Origin of the sequence: Vulcanisaeta distributa JCM 11217, from assembly GCF_001316005.1 — an archaeon.
Classification (GTDB): domain Archaea; phylum Thermoproteota; class Thermoprotei; order Thermoproteales; family Thermocladiaceae; genus Vulcanisaeta; species Vulcanisaeta distributa_B.
In genome coordinates this window covers 66,493-81,548 of the sequence record NZ_BBBJ01000007.1, presented here as the reverse complement: position 1 = coordinate 81,548, position 15,056 = coordinate 66,493, and the positions used below count along the sequence as shown (strand labels likewise).

Genomic DNA, 15,056 nt, shown 5'->3' with positions numbered 1-15,056 from the left:
GATGAATTTATAAAGTTAATTACATAATCACCATGGCTCTCTCTTAAGCCTAGGAGGTAGGCTATGGCATTCGTGGCTAAGTGTATCGGTGGCGTTATTATCACGGCAATAACCACGTAAATAACCCTTAGGACACTTGGCTGAATTAGCCACAGGGCTAGCAACGCCGCCAGTAGGAAGTCAAGTTGATCAAGCAGTGGTGCCGGCGCTCCGCGGGGTAGACCAAATCTCCTCTTAATGAACGCCCCGAGTAAGTCGCCCAGTAGTGCTGCAATGCACATTACAAATACGGCCAATGGATTTGGGAGTTCTGAGACAATATTCACAGCCCTGGTCACTATGATGTACGTCAACTCACCAATTACGAAGCCGGTTATTAAACCCGTGATGAAGCCCTCATATGTCTTCCCATCGCCAAAAAGCCTTCTCCCATCAATGAAATTCCTACCAAGATCTATGGGCGTCTTACGCCTAAACACCTTACTGGCAACTACGGGCGTCGCATTGGCAACGTACGGAGGCCAAATAATAAGTAACGTAATTATGAAGTCCCAGAGTAAGCTCACGCGTAATCACTCGAGGCTATGTCTCTTGATTAGGTGCGTTATCGCGGAGTTCTTCGTTATGAATTCCTGACCGCACACGAGACAGTAATAAACATCCATCCCATTACGCCTAACCGAAACTATCAAGTGCTCCTTAATGTGCCTAAGGAATGCCCCCCCCTCACCATTTAACTTAGCGCCGCATATGTCGCACGTTATTGTTTTACCGCCAACCCTGCCATGCCTGCGCATGTGGGTGACGAAGGAGTTCGCGTCAACCTCAGCACCACACTTCGGGCACTTCAGCCTGGGCCTTGGTGACGCCTTGGCTATTGCATCAACTACCTTACTAACATCCTCACCCATGTAATCACATAGTGGACATACCACGATCTTAGTCAATGCCCTAGCCACAGCGCTCATAGTCGTGAGAACCCTAACCCTCTTACTTTTTAAGTTCTAACACCCAGCTAGGGTAGTGGATAGGGTCATAGGCTTGGCAATGCCCAGGTGGGACTTGGGTACGGTGGGTTACGTAGCTGGTTCACCCGGTGAAATCGATAAAGCATACTCAGAGCTATTCCTGCGTTGTTACCCAACTACTGTAGACATGACTAGGGAAATGGGTAGCAAGGTCTCCTGCATAGTCAATACAATTAAGAGGGGGTTACCCATAGTTGGTGTTGTGTTTCTGCTTGATCCTTACGGTATTGCTAACGACATCGGTACTAAGTATGGTATTAGGAGGGAGATCATCCTTGATAACGTGTACTCGTGGTTTATTAATTACCTGAGGAATAACGGCTTTATCACTGATGCGGATGCAGTGGAGCTTGACCAGGAGTTATCAGTATTAATGCGCAGTATTAAGGCGAGGGTTGGCGGTAATGCCAGTATGATTGCTGGTGTTATGGCTACAATAGTGATGAATCGTAGAGTTAAGGTGGATGAATTACCCATAAGGATAATGGATATTAGAAATGACGCAATTAACCATGTTAGGAGTGCATTCTCAATTCATTAATCAGCATTTCCAGCGCTCACTCACTGATCAGCCAAATGCCTCCTCATCACTACGTGTTAACCCAACTCAATGTAATACTTATACTTAAAGGCTTTTTGCGGTAGGGTAGGGTGATTCTTAAATATAGCCTCATTAATGTATAGACTATGGTAGGGGGGGTACACCGATTAGGGAGAGCGATATTAAGAACTACCCACATGAGGAGTGGACAAGACCATTCCAGTACAGCGTGACTGCTGGTACGGCTTATTCCAAATTTCTAGATGGTCTAAGGAATGGTAAGATATACGGCACGTACTGTAGCAAGTGCGGCCACATATTTGTGCCGCCCAAGATGTATTGCCCATATTGCTTCAAACCTGTGGATGGTTGGGTTGAGGTTAAGGATGAGGGCACGGTAATCACGGCGGTGGTTAGTTACATAAGCGCTACGAGGGAACCGCTTAAGGAGCCTAGGGTTGTTGGTGTGATTAAGCTTGATGTACCTGGCAAGGAGTTCAGCGAGCATAGGTTCCCCGGCATAATGCATTACCTATGCGTTGACCCTGAGGATGTTAAGTCAATGAAAGTATTCGGTATGAGGGTCAAGGCTCGGTGGAAGCCTGCCGATCAAAGAACGGGCTCTGTACTAGATATTGAGTGTTTCGAGCCCGTGAGGTGATGAGCATGTCCTTCGAGAAGATAAGTGTTAATAGGGATATTAGGCATTGGCTCCATACAATCGAGCAAGGTTATAGGTATACAGCCGGTCCAATAGGTACCAAGTTCCTTGAGGGCATTAAGGCCGGTAAATTGCTCGCTGGTAAATGCCCAGTTTGTGGTAGGTTACTAATGCCCCCCCCAAAGGCCTTTTGTCAGTACGACTTCGCCGAGATTAAGGAGTTGGTTGAGATAGCGCCTGTGGGCGTTGTTAGGACCTACACCGTGGTCTACGAGGACTCCTACGGAAACAAGCTGCCTAAGCCTGTGATCATTGGCTTCATAGAGTTCCCAGGGGGGGTCACTGGCGGTCTTGTTCACTACATAATCAATGTTGAGCCAGGTAACGTTAAGGTTGGGCTTAAGGTTAGGCCTGTGTTTAAGCCTGAGAATGAGAGGAGGGGGGGGTTCCATAACGGATATCGTTGGTTTTGAGCCCGTCTAGGGCTAATGAATGACAAAAATCTTAAATAGGTATAGGGTTGTTGGTTTAATCGAATGAGCCAAGCGCAGAGGAGGATTCCCGTATATAAGAAGATACTGCAGGATAAGATTAAGGAGTGGATGGTTAAGGAATTCCTAAACTACAGACTGGCCAAGCAGGGCTACGTTGACTCTGACGTACTAAAGACTCCGCTCGGCACAAGGATTATAATTTACGCTGAAAGACCAAATAGGATAATCGGTAGGAAGGGCGTCATTGTCAAGGAATTGACGGATTTACTCAGTAAGAAGCTTGAGGTTGAGAATCCAATAATCGACGTAACACCCATACAGAACCCAGAGCTTAACCCCAAGATCATCGCCAATAGGATTGCCTGGGCAATGACAAAGGGCGTTAAGTTCAGGAGGGCCGGTATGATAGCCATTAGGCAAATAATGGACGGTGGCGCAAAGGGTGCTGAGGTCACGATTAGTGGCAAGTTAACGAGTGAGAGGTCAAGGTTTGAGAAGTACGTGTATGGAGTTATTTATAAGAATGGTTATGACTCGAGGACCAAGGTTCAGAAGTTCGTTGGTCAGGTACTACTTAAGCCGGGCCTTTACGGTATTGAGGTTAGGATAACGCCACCAATTAGATTTAGTGATGAGTTCCAGATAAAACCACCGAGTAGGGAGGTAACTGCCGAGGCCCAGGCACAGCAGGTACAGGGTGGTGAGGGTGGCGAGCAGGCAGAGACTTAACGCTAGGACTATTAGGAACATGAAGCCTGAGGATAGGGCTAAGCTGCTCAATGATTTAAGGAACGAGCTGCTTAAGCTGCAGACGCAGAGGGAGCGTGGTACCCTGGACAACCCTGGCAGGGTTAGGACGATTAGGAGGGCCATTGCCAGGATATTAACAATAATGAATGAGGAAGCTAAAAAGGCCGTTAAGGCCGGTGAATGAGTAAGCCATTGCTTTTTAAGTTTGTGGAAACCGTTAATTGTAGGAACGGGTCCTTGAATGGAATTAGTGGTATTGTTGTTGATGAGACGGCTAAGACGATCAAGGTATTAACGCCGACAGGCTCCGTAAAGACTATAATTAAGGAGGATTGCTGGTTCTATGTGAATATTAACAACTGCACGTACTTAATTAATGGGCGTAAGCTCATTCTTAAGGGAGGGAAAGGAAAACTTTTAAATACGTAAAATAACCTTGCCACGTGTCTGAGCAGGAACTAACTGAGCGATTAATTAATGGCATTATTGCTCGACTTGAGAGCGAGATTAATGAGTGGAGTAATAACGTTAGGCTTAGGGCTGAGGCTGAGCTCCTCGAGGGTGTGAAGGCCGTGATTGATAAGTATTCAAGTACTCTTGAGAATATTGATAAGGAACTGAACATGGAGAGGGAGTATAGGCTTTATGATGAGATGATGAGGGAAAAGAAGGAGAAGCTTGGTATTCTTGAGGAGGCATATGCTGAGGTTGTTAGGAGAGTTAAGGAGAGGATTAATTCCATGAGAGGCACCAATGATTATAAGAAGTTCCTTAGGAACTCCATTTTATGGGCAACATCAATAATCGGTTCTCAGGAATTGGTAATAACGGTGAGCAAGGCTGATGAGGATGTTACTAAGGAGTTGGTGTCGGAACTCGGCCTTAACGCGATCATAAACACCACAGACGAGGACTTACTGGGTGTCATCATTTCCTCAGCCGACGGGTCCATCAGAGTCGACGCAACATTGGATTCGAGGCTTAGGCTTATGGAGCATCAAATAAAGACCCTGCTGGCGCACCTGGCATCATCTAGTTGAGCCATTAATTATGTAGAATTAATTTTAAATATGTAGAATTTAACTCATGCACCGTGTCATCTGGCAAGGGCAGGATCGTCTACATAAGTGGACCAGTGGTTAAGGCTGAATTACCTGGTGCACTGCTTTACGAGCTAGTCTTCGTCGGTGAGCTAGGGCTCTTTGGCGAGGTTGTTAGGATTCAGGGTGACATGGCCTTCATACAGGTCTATGAGGAGACGACAGGATTAAAGCCCGGTGAGCCCGTAGTAAGGACTGGTGAACCACTTAGTGCGTGGCTTGGTCCCGGCATACTAAATAGGGTTTATGATGGTGTTCAGAGGCCATTATCGCTGATATTCGACTTAACAAAGAGGCCCTTCGTAGCTAGGGGTATTAATTATGAGAAGGCACCACCACTGGACTTCAATAAGAAGTGGAAGTGGATACCAAAGGTTAAGGTTGGCGATGAGGTTGAGGTTGGCGACATACTCGGTGTTGTCCCAGAAACGCCACTTGTTGAGCACAGGATCCTCTATCCACCAATATATAGGGTAGGCGGTGTTGTTAAGTACGTAGCCCCCCCCGAGGGCGAGTACACAATTGATGACGTAATTGCCGAGGTGGAGACTAAGGAAGGCACAGTGAAGGTTAAGATGTGGCATAAGTGGCCCGTGAGGAGGCCAAGGCCATTTAAGGAGAAGTTGCCGCCAGTCGAGCCGTTAATAACGGGTATTAGGACCATAGACACCCTATTCCCAATAGCCATTGGTGGCGCAGCCGCAATTCCTGGGCCATTCGGCAGTGGTAAGACCGTAACAATAAGGACGCTGGCAATGTATAGTGAGGCTAGGTTAGTGTTCCCGGTGCTCTGTGGTGAGCGTGGAAACGAGGCCGCGGATGCGCTACAGGGTTTGCTTAAGCTCGTTGACCCTAACACGGGTAGGCCGTTGATGGAGAGGACAACGATCATAGTGAATACATCCAACATGCCCGTGGCTGCTAGGGAGGCAAGTATATACATGGGCGTCACCATTGCCGAGTACTTCAGGGATCAGGGTTATGATGCGTTCCTAATGGCTGACTCAACGAGTAGGTGGGCTGAGGCGATGAGGGAGGTTGCCCTGAGGATCGGCGAGATGCCCAGTGAGGAGGGATTCCCGGCGTATTTGCCAACAAGGTTGGCGGAGTTTTATGAGAGCTGGTAGGGTTGTAACCCTTGGTAAGGGTAATAGGTTGGGTTCAGTTACGATAGCCGCCTCGGTCTCACCACCTGGCGGTGACTTCACAGAGCCCGTCACAAGCCATACGCTTAGGTTTATAGGGGCTTTCTGGCCGTTAGATGCTAAGCTCGCCTACTCAAGGCATTACCCAGCCATTAATTGGTTAATGGGCTTCAGTAGGTACGTTGATACGGTGGCTGAGTGGTACCAAAAGAATGTTGCTCCTGACTGGAGGGAGCTTAGGGACGAGGCCGTGAGGATACTGACCAGGGAGGCTGAGCTTCAGGAGGTCGTGAGGATACTCGGCACCGAGGCGCTTAGTGAGCAGGAGAAGCACCTGTTAAATGCAGCGTTCCTAATTAGGGAGGGCTTCCTAAAGCAGGATGCTTATCACCCAGTTGATGTTAGGTCCTTACCGCCAAAGCAGTACTGGCTTCTTAGGCTCATCATAACGTTCTATAGGAAGGGGGGGCTCGAGGCGATTAACCGCGGGGGGGTACCAGCCTCAGCACTTAGGGAGTTGGATACGGTTAAGAGGTTGGCTAGGCTTAGGATGGAGATTAAGAATGAGGAGTATAAGAAGCTCATTGACTACGAGCAGGAGTTAGTAAATTCCATTGACAACCTAATTAAGCAGTACGAGACTCAAAGGGCAATGGCAGCCACCGCGTAGGTTAAACACCCTTAAATGTTAATTACCGTACTTATTAATGACTTAATTAATTGGTAACTCTCGTTCCCACATAAAACAATCACGTATTTATCACACCCAATACCACCCAATTCCTGCAACTCACTCACAGCCTCCTGCGACAACTCATCCAGGTAATTATTAAGCTTAAGTATTAGGAACCTATTTTGCGGGCACACGTATTTTAGGAATAACGCCGCATCAGAGCCATTCTTTATCGCAATGTCCCTAAGCCTTACAATGGAATCCTCATTGATACTACGACTAACCACAGACACGTAACACCTCCTACACTCGCACTTAAATACCTGGGAGAACTTCGTGACCTCCCTTATCTCGTCAATGCCCAAATCACGTAATAAGTTATTGAGTAACTCCTCACCCTTATTCGTCAGCTCCGCCCCCCCACCCCCCCTCATAACCCTGATGGCTCCCTGGCTCTTAAGCTCATTTAGTACGCGCCTCACGACACCCTCCCCCCCCATGCCGGAGATGGCGCTTAGTGAGTATCTACCCATTCTCCCGTACCTCTTGAGCATTAAGAGCACGGTTAATTCCTCGGCACTCATTTGCATTAGTTATTATTCATCCTAAGGTAAAAATAATTTCCTTCACCGAGTTATACTTATTAATCCTTATAGTAATTGTGCCTGGTGATCATCATTTGCCCAGTAAGGGCATGTACACGAACTCCAAGGAATTACCAATAACTGCCTACAACACGGCTTCGAAAAGCCTCGAGAGAATAACCCTCCTACGCCCTGGCTTGGCCAGGATATACGTGTGTGGGTTAACGCCGTATGACTCAATGCACGTTGGGCATGCGAGGACATTCGTGTTTTACGACATATTCAGGAGGTACCTGGAGTACCTGGGTGTTGAGGTTAGGTTTGTGACTAACTTCACGGACATTGACGATAAGATAATTAACAGGGCTAGGCAGGAGTTTGGTGGTGACTTAATTAATAGGTGGTATGAGGTACCCAGTAGGTACATTAAGGAGTTCTTTGACGCAATGGATAGGCTATACGTAAAGAGGGCGTATGCATATCCGAGGGTTACCGAGAACATAAACGACATGTTAAGGTGGATCCAGGAGTTAGTGAGTAAGAACCTGGCCTACGTGAGCCCCCCCGACGGTTCCGTGTACTTCGACATAACCAAGGTGCTAGGTATGGCGAGTTCTCAGGGCAGAAGATCGAGGAGTTGATAGCGGGCGCCAGGGTTGAGCCCGAGCCTGGTAAGAGAAACCCGCTGGATTTCGCGCTTTGGAAGTCATGGAGCGAGGGTGAGCCCTGGTGGAATAGCCCATGGAGCCCAGGTAGGCCTGGCTGGCACTTGGAGTGCGTGGTCATGTCCAGTAAGTACCTTGGCGTGCCCTTTGACATACATGGCGGTGGGCAGGACCTAATATTCCCGCACCACGAGAATGAGATCGCCATTGCCAGGGTTTACTTCGGAATCGACTACTTCGCTAGGTACTGGATACACGTTGGGTTGGTGACGATTAGGGGTCAGAAAATGAGTAAGTCTCTCGGTAACATCATACCTATTATGGATGTATTGAGGAAGTATGACGGTGAGGTACTGAGGCTTTACTACTCCATGACCCAGTATAGGAAGCCAATGGACTTCGACCCAGACGCCCTAGATCAGGTTAGGAACTCATTAATGAGTATATACGCGGCTTATGACATGCTCATCGAGGCCGTAAATGAGGCCCCCCCGACGTGGGCGACAAGGATACTGAATTGCTAAGTAGGGTTAATGGCTTCGTTAATTCCTTCGAGGAATCCATGAACAACGACATAAACACCAGCGGCGCCGTCGCGGCGCTCATGGACTTCGCCAAATACGTTACATCCACAGTAATCTACAACACACAGCACTTCTCAAAGAACGCCTTAACCAATGCATTAACAGCCTTCAGCGATTTGGCAAACATTCTCGGAATATTAAACAGGACAAGGCTACCACCATCACTCATCTCACTGATAGATACGTTGATAAGGATCAGGGCTCAATTAAGGGCTAAGAAAATGTTCGATATAGCCGATGAGATTAGGAACGAACTTGGGAGACTCGGAGTCGTGATAAGCGATGTCGGTAATAAGACGTATTGGTACATCGATAGGGATAAGCTATCTCAACTAGGTTAAATGCCGTGCTTTGGATTTGCAGAGTCGCCGTAATTATATAACTACAGCGACTCTCCAGGTCCAAGTTATGACTCTACAAAAATTATTCAGTTCCGGAAGCAATACTTATTAGTTAGGTGATTCTCGAGATACTATATGAGGAAGGGCTTGTTGATAGCCGGTGTGGTTTTAATTGTGTTGGCTGTTGTGATGTATGTTGTTGGTACTTATGTTGTCTCTAGGCTAGTGATGCCTACGATGATGACTGTTACGCTAAGCCCTGGTGGTAATGTCACTGTAGGCACTGCAAGCCCTGGTGAGGTGTTGACTGTGGTTTATACGGACTCGATTAATCAGCCCCCCCTTGAGACTTTTACAAGCATGCCTGGCGTGCTTAAGACCATGTACACCAGTGGGCATTACGTAGTGGCTTACACCGTGCTCTCAGGCACGGGCACCCTATACCTAGTGAATAATTACTCAATACCAGTCACGGTTAAGTATAGTATTGTTGGTGTCTCAATAACCTCATCATTACTAATTGGCGGCATGCTCATATTGTTCGCCTTGGTGATTGGTATAATAGGCGTGGTACTGGCGATACTAGGTGCGGTACTGAAGCCAAGGAAGTGATTATAATGTAATGCCCAATCACAGCAAGATTACCTTATTCATTTCCTCAAAATGTATTTCTTCACATGCGCTAATTCATGATTAAGACCCATTACTTAACTCCTTTCGTAAATCCCAGAAGTGTAGGTTATACCTGAAGCTTAAGGACGTCTCAGGGCTTAATCTTAGTTTGTCTCATTAGGTATGCCGAGTTCGATCCCCCCCTTAAAATATACCCATGATTAAGCGTCTCAATAACGCTTTTACGGTCTCACATATAGTTGGTGTTGAAATTGCCATAAATGCATGCTGATTACTTTACGCTAAGTTAATAAGCTTACCTATAGGGTAAGTAACTGGTATATGCTATTTGATCTTGAGCCTAAGAGTAGGAGGGAGGATTTATACGACTTCGAGACTGAATTAAGGGATTTGATTAACGGCATTATTAATGATAAGGTAATAGTCGTCAGGGGCTTGAGGAGGACTGGTAAGACCTCGTTGATGAGGGTTGCGCTTAATGAGGTTGGTTACCCATACGTATACCTCGACGTTAGGTTTGCAGGAAGACCTAGGCAGATCGATCTTATTGAGTTGATTAGGCGTGGGCTTGAGGACTTCCTGGCCAGGAATAAGTCAATAATTAACAGGGTTAGGGACGCCATATCCAGGGTTAGGTGGATTAGGGTTGGGGGTATCGCCGATACATGTGGAGATTAGGTTAGGTGAATCCCGTAGGCTAAGTATTGGTGAGTTGCTCGATGCCCTTAATGACCTAGGCACTGAATTGGGTAGGGCCGTGGTGATCGCTGTTGATGAGTCCCAGGAACTGAGTAAGGTGACTTGGGTGGACTTTAACATGTTACTTGCGTATGCATACGATAATTTGAGGTATGTGAAATTCCTGCTGTCGGGATCGGAGGTTGGGGGGGTATTGTATAGGTTCCTCAGGATTAATGATCCTGAGGCCCCGCTATTCGGCAGGTACATACACTTCGTGAGCACCAGGAGGCTCAGCCCCCCCGATGAGTCCCTGGACTTCCTGAGAAGGGGGGGCTTTGAGCAGTATGGGATTAGGCCCGCTGATGAATTCCTCGTGCGTATTGTGAATGAGCTTGATGGCGTCATTGGTTGGTTGACGTACATAGGTCACCAATACGTGATTGAGGGTAAGCAATCCATCGAGGAAGTCCTCGAGTCAGCAACGGCACTGGCACTTAATGAACTCAGGAACTTCCTAGCCAATAGGAGTCCCAGGTATAGAGTATTACTTAAGGAATTATTCGTTAAAAGGAGTTGGAAGGAGTTGAAGGCGACTCTTGAGGCTGCGGAGGGTAAGTCAATCAATGATAAGTCACTCTACATACTACTCAGGGAGTTGATGGATCACGGCATTGTGGAGAGAGTCGATGAGGAGTACGTAATTGCGGACCCAATACTTAGGAGGGCTGTACTTAAATTATGACATGCTTTAGACTTGGTAAGCAACCGGTCTCATTCATAGCGGAGGGTTTGAGCTGGCGGTATTCTCATGGCTCTTATCGCCGGTATTAACGCGGCTATCACGTTTATTGCTATGGGCAGTATGAATATTGCGGCGAAGTCAAGTGGTGTGAGTACTATGGGTAACATTATTGATGATGCGGCTGCGGCCCTGGCTACCCTACCTGGTCCAAAGGTTGGTCTCATGAATGATGATGGGCTTGGGAAGGCGCTGACTATGGCCATGAGCAGTGCCGTGCCTATCACGGAGCCTATTATGGCTATTATCGCGGCTCGATAATGAGGAGCAGAGGTATTGACCTGCCACTGAAGCCCACAGCCCTCATTATCCCGAACTCCCTAGTCCTCTGGATCACATTGAACATCATTGTGTCGAACATCCAAATGCCAATTATTATGAAGCTTATGCCGGCTATGAAGGCTAGGAAGAGCTCGAGCACCGTGAAGAACTGGTTAATACTCGATAGTAGTGTTGATAGGTTTAGTACCTGGTCCATTGGGAATAGGGCCTTTAACTCGTTAGTGACGTAGTTTATGTTGTTTGGTGAGTCCACGTAAACGATTATTCCATCAACCGTGCCGGATGGGTCGAATTGCGACAGGAATGTGTTCTCATCAATGAATATGGCATTGTTTGGGTTTAAGCCAATGATCCCAATACCGCTCTGCTGCATTATGGCGCCAATTGTGTAGGTTAACTCGGAGCCGCTTGGTGTTGTTATCACCATGACCTGCCCAGGATAGGCAATCTGCTGGCCAGTGCTTGTGAAGGCAATGTCGTAACCAACCAGGGCTAGGCCAGGTGATAGTACCGGTGCGCCAGCCAGTATGGCATTGCTCAGCGAGGTCACTCCGTAGAGCTGCATTATCTCCTGCTCCGTGGCCCCCCTATTACCGTGGCCGTCACCTCATGCCCATTAATATCCACCCTAGCCACCGTGGAGAGTATTGGTATGGCATTGGTCACGTGCGGTATGTCCATGACCTCATAAACATCAGTAAGCGTTAGCTGGGAGTTCTGCCCTGGGAATAGGAACACGGTATTCGTTCCAAAGACCCTCTCGAAGAAGCTCGTGGTCAACACCTTATAGCCCTGCCCCCCCATGCCCACGGCTAGGCCAAGGGCCACTATGGCTATTATTATGCCTACAATGGCGCCTATAGTCCTACCCCCCCTACGCTCCCATGCCGCGCTCCACGCGAGTTTAAAGTAATCGCTAATCCTCATGAGGAGCCACCATGTCTCCTACGCAGGAGTAACACTACTATGATTATTATGATTACTGCAATTACAGCAAACGTAATTATTACGTAGGTGAGGTAATTAACTCTATGGAATCTATAGTAATTAGTGCCTTGTTGACCGTATTGGGAGGCGTACTGTGCGAATAATGTGGCGTTTCTAATCACGGTTATCGGCACCGTGTAGTACTGCACGTGTTGCTGCCCGAATTGGTCTGTGTACTGTATTTGGAAGGTTATCGATGTGTTCATGGCTCTAGTGACGCTGAAGCTGAAGGCCACGGCACTTAATTGCTGGGAGTTCAGCGTGCCCATGTAGGTGCTTGACTGACTAATCATCTTAATGCCGGGGGGCCCGGTATTGCGGTTATGTTTAAGTTGTATGCCGGCACTGGGCCTGTGTTGACGAAGTTCAGCGATACGGAGCCGGTCTCGCCGATTGTTAATGGGGGGGTTGGCGCCACTTGATAACCGGTGACTAGTATTGATGGTTCGTTAAGCACCGAGAGGGTTATGGAACCCTGGACACCGCCGGGATACCCACCGGTGTATTGGTAAGTCAGTGAGTATGTTATGGATGCTGAGGATGAGGTTATTGGCACGGCGATGGGTACATAGACATAATCGGTGGATCCAGGCAGTATCTCGGCAATATCATACGTAGTATTGCCCGTTAGGCTTAATCCCTGGGTTGATGCTATGACTAGAGTCACGTTATAGATGGGTACAGGATTAACGTTCCTAATGCCAATAGTCAACTCACCCGAGCCGATTCTCAATGATGAATTGACTGGATAAACAATGACTTGGCTTGAGGACACCGTGGTAACGCTCATGCTTATTGAAATACTTCCACTGACAGCATTACCGCTTTGATCAAGCCCTGAGTAGCTTATGGTCATTGTTACGGGGGCCGCTACCAGTCGGTAGTATATAAAGCGTCGCGGTGTAGTTACTCCCTGGATTCAATGTGCCGATTACTAAGACACTGGAGCCTGCCGCTAATGTGGCGCCTTCAATCGCTACGTTGACCTGCAAGTCGTAAATGGGCCCACTACCATTATTATTTATCACGAGCTCCACCGGATTAACTAGGTTACTAACCAGGTACTGCGCATTAGTGCGTGCCGTGATTATTGGAGAGCCGTAAATAACCAGTGGGAAGTTTATGTTCATTGAGCCTGAACCCGCCACCTCAATGTACGTGGTTACCTGGGCCCTCGGCGATGTCTCGTACTCGGCGCCCCAGCTTATGGTTAACGTTGACTGGCAGTTAATGGGTAGTGTTGAGTTTATTAGGTACGTGACCGTGACCTCCTGCCCAGGGTTTAACCAACCAATGAATACAGGGTTTTGGGAAACCACGACGCCGCTGCAGGGTGTTAGGGAGAACTCCGTGTTGTATAGGTAGTAGCCGCCTGTGTATATTAGGGTTATTGATACCTTGGAGATGCCGGTAATGGTTGGTGATGGTGTCGAGGATATGCCGACTATTGAGAATGGCGGTGCAGTGTTCGAGTATTGCTGTGCCTGTGCCAGGGGTATTAAGGCCAGCAGTGTGAGTAATGCCGTGGTTATTATTAATGCGTATTTATTAGTTATCATTTTCGACATCGGGCTTAAGGCCACGAATACCCTTATAAACCATACTCTCTTTACAGCGGTGTCATCACTACAGTCTCCAATATATGAATTCTTGGTGAGTATGTATTTTAAAGAGGTGCCGTAATAACCCGTGTGTCGTTTATTGAGGCCAGGGATGTGTGGAAGTATTACGGTGATTATCCGGCGCTCCGTGGTGTGAACCTGGAGATTAGTGAGGGTGAGTTTAGGTGCATTGTCGGGCCCAGCGGCAGTGGTAAGACGACACTGCTCAGCCTAATTGGTGGTTTGGATAGGGTTAGTAGGGGGGGTTACCTTAGGGTTGGGCCCTATGAACTGCATAGGCTTAGTAATGCGGAGCTTGATAGGTATAGGAATGAGTTTGTGGGCTTCGTATTTCAACTATATTACTTAATACCTAGGATGACCGTGCTTGAGAACGTTGAGTTACCGCTAATAGCCAGGGGGGGTGTTGACCCAAGCCAGAGGAGGAGGATGGCCCTTGAGGCCCTTGAGATGGTTGGCCTTAGGGATAAGGCCAGGAGGAGGCCTAATGAGCTTAGCGGTGGTGAGCAGCAGAGGGTTGCCATCGCGAGGGCAATAGTGACCAGGCCAAGGCTCCTACTGGCTGATGAGCCACGGGCAACCTGGACAGTAAGACGGCCATGGTTATCATGGAGATATTCAGGAGACTGAACAAGGAGCTTGGTATGACGATAGTCATGGTTACTCACAACCTCGAGCTAATAAGTAATTGCCATAGGGTTTCTAGGATAAGCGATGGCGTGATAACGAGGACTTACGAGGTACCGCAGGTACGTGAGAGCCTTGAGCAATTAATTAGGGAGTTAACCGCTGTCTAGTAAGCAGCAATGTATTAATAATTGATTATTAGGTGTATTACCAATGGATACTAAGGCCCTGCTGAGAATTACGGGGGGGATCATCGGCTTCATTATGGCAGTCATAACCACTTACCTATACGTAACCTACATCCTCATACCGGCAATAACGCCAATACTCATTCACCAAATCGAGACACAACTAGGTAGTGAGGGCGTGTCAATAAGCCAGGGCGACATCTCAGGCTTTATTTCGTTTATGAAGGTAATAATGCCAATAACGACTTTGGTGGGTTTGGTTATTGGTTGGTTGATAGAGGCCGCGATACTCATGGCGTTGTTGAGGGCCTTTAGGATTAATGCGGGCTTCATGGACACTTGGCTACTCAGTGGGAATTACTTCTACGTTAGTGTGGTTCAGATGGCCGTCACAGTGGCGACGCCTCTCCTTGAATACTCGATTAACGCTGTGGCAATGCATCACAGTGTATTAAGCGAGCCAGTGATATTGGCGGTTGGTTTGGCTTTCGTAGTAATGGGCTCATTATTCCTAGCCTACATATTCGCCAGGGTTTACGGAACAAGCATTACCAAGGCATTAATACCCACATTAATAGCCCTAGTAATATTTTGGGCAATATCAACAATAATATGAATAGATGAGTAGGAAGAATCAGCATGGCCATAAACACAGTAAGTCTTACACTAAA

Annotated in this window: 19 protein-coding genes and 4 pseudogenes; 14 read left to right on the top strand and 9 right to left on the bottom strand. The window is 47.6% G+C overall.

Going from position 1 to position 15,056, the window contains the following annotated elements:
• Positions 1-27: 27 nt before the first annotated feature.
• Positions 28-566 (bottom strand): annotated as a pseudogene (locus JCM11217_RS08515) (CDP-2,3-bis-(O-geranylgeranyl)-sn-glycerol synthase).
• A 6-nt stretch (positions 567-572) separates the two neighbouring features.
• On the bottom strand, positions 573-968 hold the full coding sequence (locus tag JCM11217_RS08510) for a hypothetical protein (RefSeq protein ID WP_054842671.1): 396 nt from the start codon (positions 966-968) through the stop codon (positions 573-575).
• Positions 969-1,023: 55 nt separating this feature from the next.
• Between JCM11217_RS08510 and JCM11217_RS08505 the strand changes: the two genes are divergently transcribed.
• The 8 genes and pseudogenes from JCM11217_RS08505 to JCM11217_RS08470 all read left to right on the top strand — a co-directional run bounded on the left by JCM11217_RS08505 (position 1,024) and on the right by JCM11217_RS08470 (position 6,389).
• Positions 1,024-1,569 (top strand): hypothetical protein, encoded by a 546-nt coding sequence (locus tag JCM11217_RS08505; RefSeq protein ID WP_054842670.1) that lies wholly within the window; start codon positions 1,024-1,026, stop codon positions 1,567-1,569.
• Between the two features lie 229 nt (positions 1,570-1,798).
• Positions 1,799-2,230 carry a Zn-ribbon domain-containing OB-fold protein gene (locus JCM11217_RS08500; protein WP_243678891.1) on the top strand — a complete coding sequence of 144 codons (432 nt, stop codon included), beginning with the start codon at positions 1,799-1,801 and terminating at the stop codon, positions 2,228-2,230.
• Complete coding sequence (locus tag JCM11217_RS08495) at positions 2,230-2,703, top strand: Zn-ribbon domain-containing OB-fold protein (RefSeq protein WP_243678889.1); 474 nt, start codon at positions 2,230-2,232, stop codon at positions 2,701-2,703. Before JCM11217_RS08500 ends, JCM11217_RS08495 begins: the two co-directional genes overlap by 1 nt.
• 63 nt (positions 2,704-2,766) lie before the next feature.
• Complete coding sequence (locus JCM11217_RS08490) at positions 2,767-3,453, top strand: 30S ribosomal protein S3 (protein WP_054842668.1); 687 nt, start codon at positions 2,767-2,769, stop codon at positions 3,451-3,453.
• The gene (gene rpmC, locus JCM11217_RS08485) at positions 3,431-3,658 is read left to right on the top strand and encodes a 50S ribosomal protein L29 (protein ID WP_054842716.1); all 228 of its coding nucleotides are present in this window, start codon (positions 3,431-3,433) and stop codon (positions 3,656-3,658) included. Before JCM11217_RS08490 ends, rpmC begins: the two co-directional genes overlap by 23 nt.
• Positions 3,655-3,903, top strand: coding sequence for a ribonuclease P protein subunit (locus JCM11217_RS08480; RefSeq protein ID WP_054842667.1), 249 nt, complete (start codon positions 3,655-3,657; stop codon positions 3,901-3,903). The genes rpmC and JCM11217_RS08480 overlap by 4 nt, the downstream gene beginning before the upstream one ends.
• A gap of 14 nt (positions 3,904-3,917) precedes the next feature.
• Positions 3,918-4,514 carry a V-type ATP synthase subunit E gene (locus JCM11217_RS08475; RefSeq protein WP_054842666.1) on the top strand — a complete coding sequence of 199 codons (597 nt, stop codon included), beginning with the start codon at positions 3,918-3,920 and terminating at the stop codon, positions 4,512-4,514.
• Positions 4,515-4,609: 95 nt separating this feature from the next.
• A pseudogene (locus tag JCM11217_RS08470) lies at positions 4,610-6,389 on the top strand (V-type ATP synthase subunit A).
• A gap of 11 nt (positions 6,390-6,400) precedes the next feature.
• On the opposite strand, the gene JCM11217_RS08465 reads toward JCM11217_RS08470, so the two are convergent.
• Positions 6,401-6,982: a hypothetical protein gene (locus tag JCM11217_RS08465; RefSeq protein ID WP_243678887.1), complete on the bottom strand. Its 582-nt coding sequence runs from the start codon at positions 6,980-6,982 to the stop codon at positions 6,401-6,403.
• Positions 6,983-7,113: 131 nt separating this feature from the next.
• Between JCM11217_RS08465 and cysS the strand changes: the two are divergent.
• The 4 genes and pseudogenes from cysS (at position 7,114) to JCM11217_RS08450 (ending at position 10,622) form a co-directional block, all read left to right on the top strand.
• Positions 7,114-8,566: pseudogene (gene cysS, locus JCM11217_RS08460) on the top strand (cysteine--tRNA ligase).
• Positions 8,567-8,701: 135 nt separating this feature from the next.
• A complete protein-coding gene (locus JCM11217_RS08455) occupies positions 8,702-9,178 on the top strand; it encodes a hypothetical protein (protein ID WP_054842665.1) in 477 nt (158 codons plus the stop codon).
• Between the two features lie 342 nt (positions 9,179-9,520).
• Entirely contained in the window at positions 9,521-9,877 is a 357-nt protein-coding gene (locus tag JCM11217_RS15525; RefSeq protein ID WP_243678885.1) for a hypothetical protein, read from the top strand.
• Positions 9,867-10,622 (top strand): ATP-binding protein, encoded by a 756-nt coding sequence (locus JCM11217_RS08450; RefSeq protein WP_243678883.1) that lies wholly within the window; start codon positions 9,867-9,869, stop codon positions 10,620-10,622. The genes JCM11217_RS15525 and JCM11217_RS08450 overlap by 11 nt, the downstream gene beginning before the upstream one ends.
• 29 nt (positions 10,623-10,651) lie before the next feature.
• Here JCM11217_RS08450 and JCM11217_RS15520 read toward each other — a convergent pair whose 3' ends face one another.
• Genes JCM11217_RS15520 through JCM11217_RS15495 form a run of 6 tightly spaced genes read right to left on the bottom strand, consistent with a single transcriptional unit; the run spans position 10,652 to position 13,516 of the window.
• Positions 10,652-10,906, bottom strand: a complete 255-nt coding sequence (locus JCM11217_RS15520) for a hypothetical protein (RefSeq protein WP_243678881.1) — start codon at positions 10,904-10,906, stop codon at positions 10,652-10,654.
• Between the two features lie 17 nt (positions 10,907-10,923).
• On the bottom strand, positions 10,924-11,526 hold the full coding sequence (locus JCM11217_RS15515; protein WP_243678879.1) for an ABC transporter permease: 603 nt from the start codon (positions 11,524-11,526) through the stop codon (positions 10,924-10,926).
• Positions 11,526-11,888 carry a hypothetical protein gene (locus JCM11217_RS15510; RefSeq protein WP_243678877.1) on the bottom strand — a complete coding sequence of 121 codons (363 nt, stop codon included), beginning with the start codon at positions 11,886-11,888 and terminating at the stop codon, positions 11,526-11,528. Before JCM11217_RS15510 ends, JCM11217_RS15515 begins: the two co-directional genes overlap by 1 nt.
• Positions 11,885-12,241: a hypothetical protein gene (locus JCM11217_RS15505; RefSeq protein ID WP_243678875.1), complete on the bottom strand. Its 357-nt coding sequence runs from the start codon at positions 12,239-12,241 to the stop codon at positions 11,885-11,887. The genes JCM11217_RS15510 and JCM11217_RS15505 overlap by 4 nt, the downstream gene beginning before the upstream one ends.
• Positions 12,238-12,804, bottom strand: a complete 567-nt coding sequence (locus JCM11217_RS15500) for a hypothetical protein (RefSeq protein ID WP_243678873.1) — start codon at positions 12,802-12,804, stop codon at positions 12,238-12,240. Before JCM11217_RS15500 ends, JCM11217_RS15505 begins: the two co-directional genes overlap by 4 nt.
• Positions 12,779-13,516 carry a hypothetical protein gene (locus tag JCM11217_RS15495; RefSeq protein ID WP_243678872.1) on the bottom strand — a complete coding sequence of 246 codons (738 nt, stop codon included), beginning with the start codon at positions 13,514-13,516 and terminating at the stop codon, positions 12,779-12,781. The genes JCM11217_RS15500 and JCM11217_RS15495 overlap by 26 nt, the downstream gene beginning before the upstream one ends.
• Before the next feature lie 123 nt (positions 13,517-13,639).
• On the opposite strand from JCM11217_RS15495, the pseudogene JCM11217_RS08435 reads away from it, so the two are divergent.
• A pseudogene (locus JCM11217_RS08435) lies at positions 13,640-14,367 on the top strand (ABC transporter ATP-binding protein).
• A gap of 43 nt (positions 14,368-14,410) precedes the next feature.
• Positions 14,411-15,001, top strand: coding sequence for a hypothetical protein (locus JCM11217_RS08430; protein ID WP_054842664.1), 591 nt, complete (start codon positions 14,411-14,413; stop codon positions 14,999-15,001).
• Positions 15,002-15,056 lie beyond the last annotated feature (55 nt).

What these genes read in the sequence shown, in the direction of transcription:
- JCM11217_RS08510 (WP_054842671.1), bottom strand. Translation starts at nt 968, where the DNA reads ATGAGCGCTGTGGCTAGGGCATTGACTAAGATCGTGGTATGTCCACTA.
- JCM11217_RS08495 (WP_243678889.1), top strand. Translation starts at nt 2,230, where the DNA reads ATGAGCATGTCCTTCGAGAAGATAAGTGTTAATAGGGATATTAGGCAT.
- JCM11217_RS08490 (WP_054842668.1), top strand. Translation starts at nt 2,767, where the DNA reads ATGAGCCAAGCGCAGAGGAGGATTCCCGTATATAAGAAGATACTGCAG.
- JCM11217_RS08480 (WP_054842667.1), top strand. Translation starts at nt 3,655, where the DNA reads ATGAGTAAGCCATTGCTTTTTAAGTTTGTGGAAACCGTTAATTGTAGG.
- JCM11217_RS08465 (WP_243678887.1), bottom strand. Translation starts at nt 6,982, where the DNA reads ATGCAAATGAGTGCCGAGGAATTAACCGTGCTCTTAATGCTCAAGAGG.
- JCM11217_RS08455 (WP_054842665.1), top strand. Translation starts at nt 8,702, where the DNA reads ATGAGGAAGGGCTTGTTGATAGCCGGTGTGGTTTTAATTGTGTTGGCT.
- JCM11217_RS15525 (WP_243678885.1), top strand. Translation starts at nt 9,521, where the DNA reads ATGCTATTTGATCTTGAGCCTAAGAGTAGGAGGGAGGATTTATACGAC.
- JCM11217_RS15515 (WP_243678879.1), bottom strand. Translation starts at nt 11,526, where the DNA reads ATGCAGCTCTACGGAGTGACCTCGCTGAGCAATGCCATACTGGCTGGC.
- JCM11217_RS15510 (WP_243678877.1), bottom strand. Translation starts at nt 11,888, where the DNA reads ATGAGGATTAGCGATTACTTTAAACTCGCGTGGAGCGCGGCATGGGAG.
- JCM11217_RS15505 (WP_243678875.1), bottom strand. Translation starts at nt 12,241, where the DNA reads ATGATTAGTCAGTCAAGCACCTACATGGGCACGCTGAACTCCCAGCAA.
- JCM11217_RS15500 (WP_243678873.1), bottom strand. Translation starts at nt 12,804, where the DNA reads ATGACCATAAGCTACTCAGGGCTTGATCAAAGCGGTAATGCTGTCAGT.
- JCM11217_RS15495 (WP_243678872.1), bottom strand. Translation starts at nt 13,516, where the DNA reads ATGTCGAAAATGATAACTAATAAATACGCATTAATAATAACCACGGCA.
- JCM11217_RS08430 (WP_054842664.1), top strand. Translation starts at nt 14,411, where the DNA reads ATGGATACTAAGGCCCTGCTGAGAATTACGGGGGGGATCATCGGCTTC.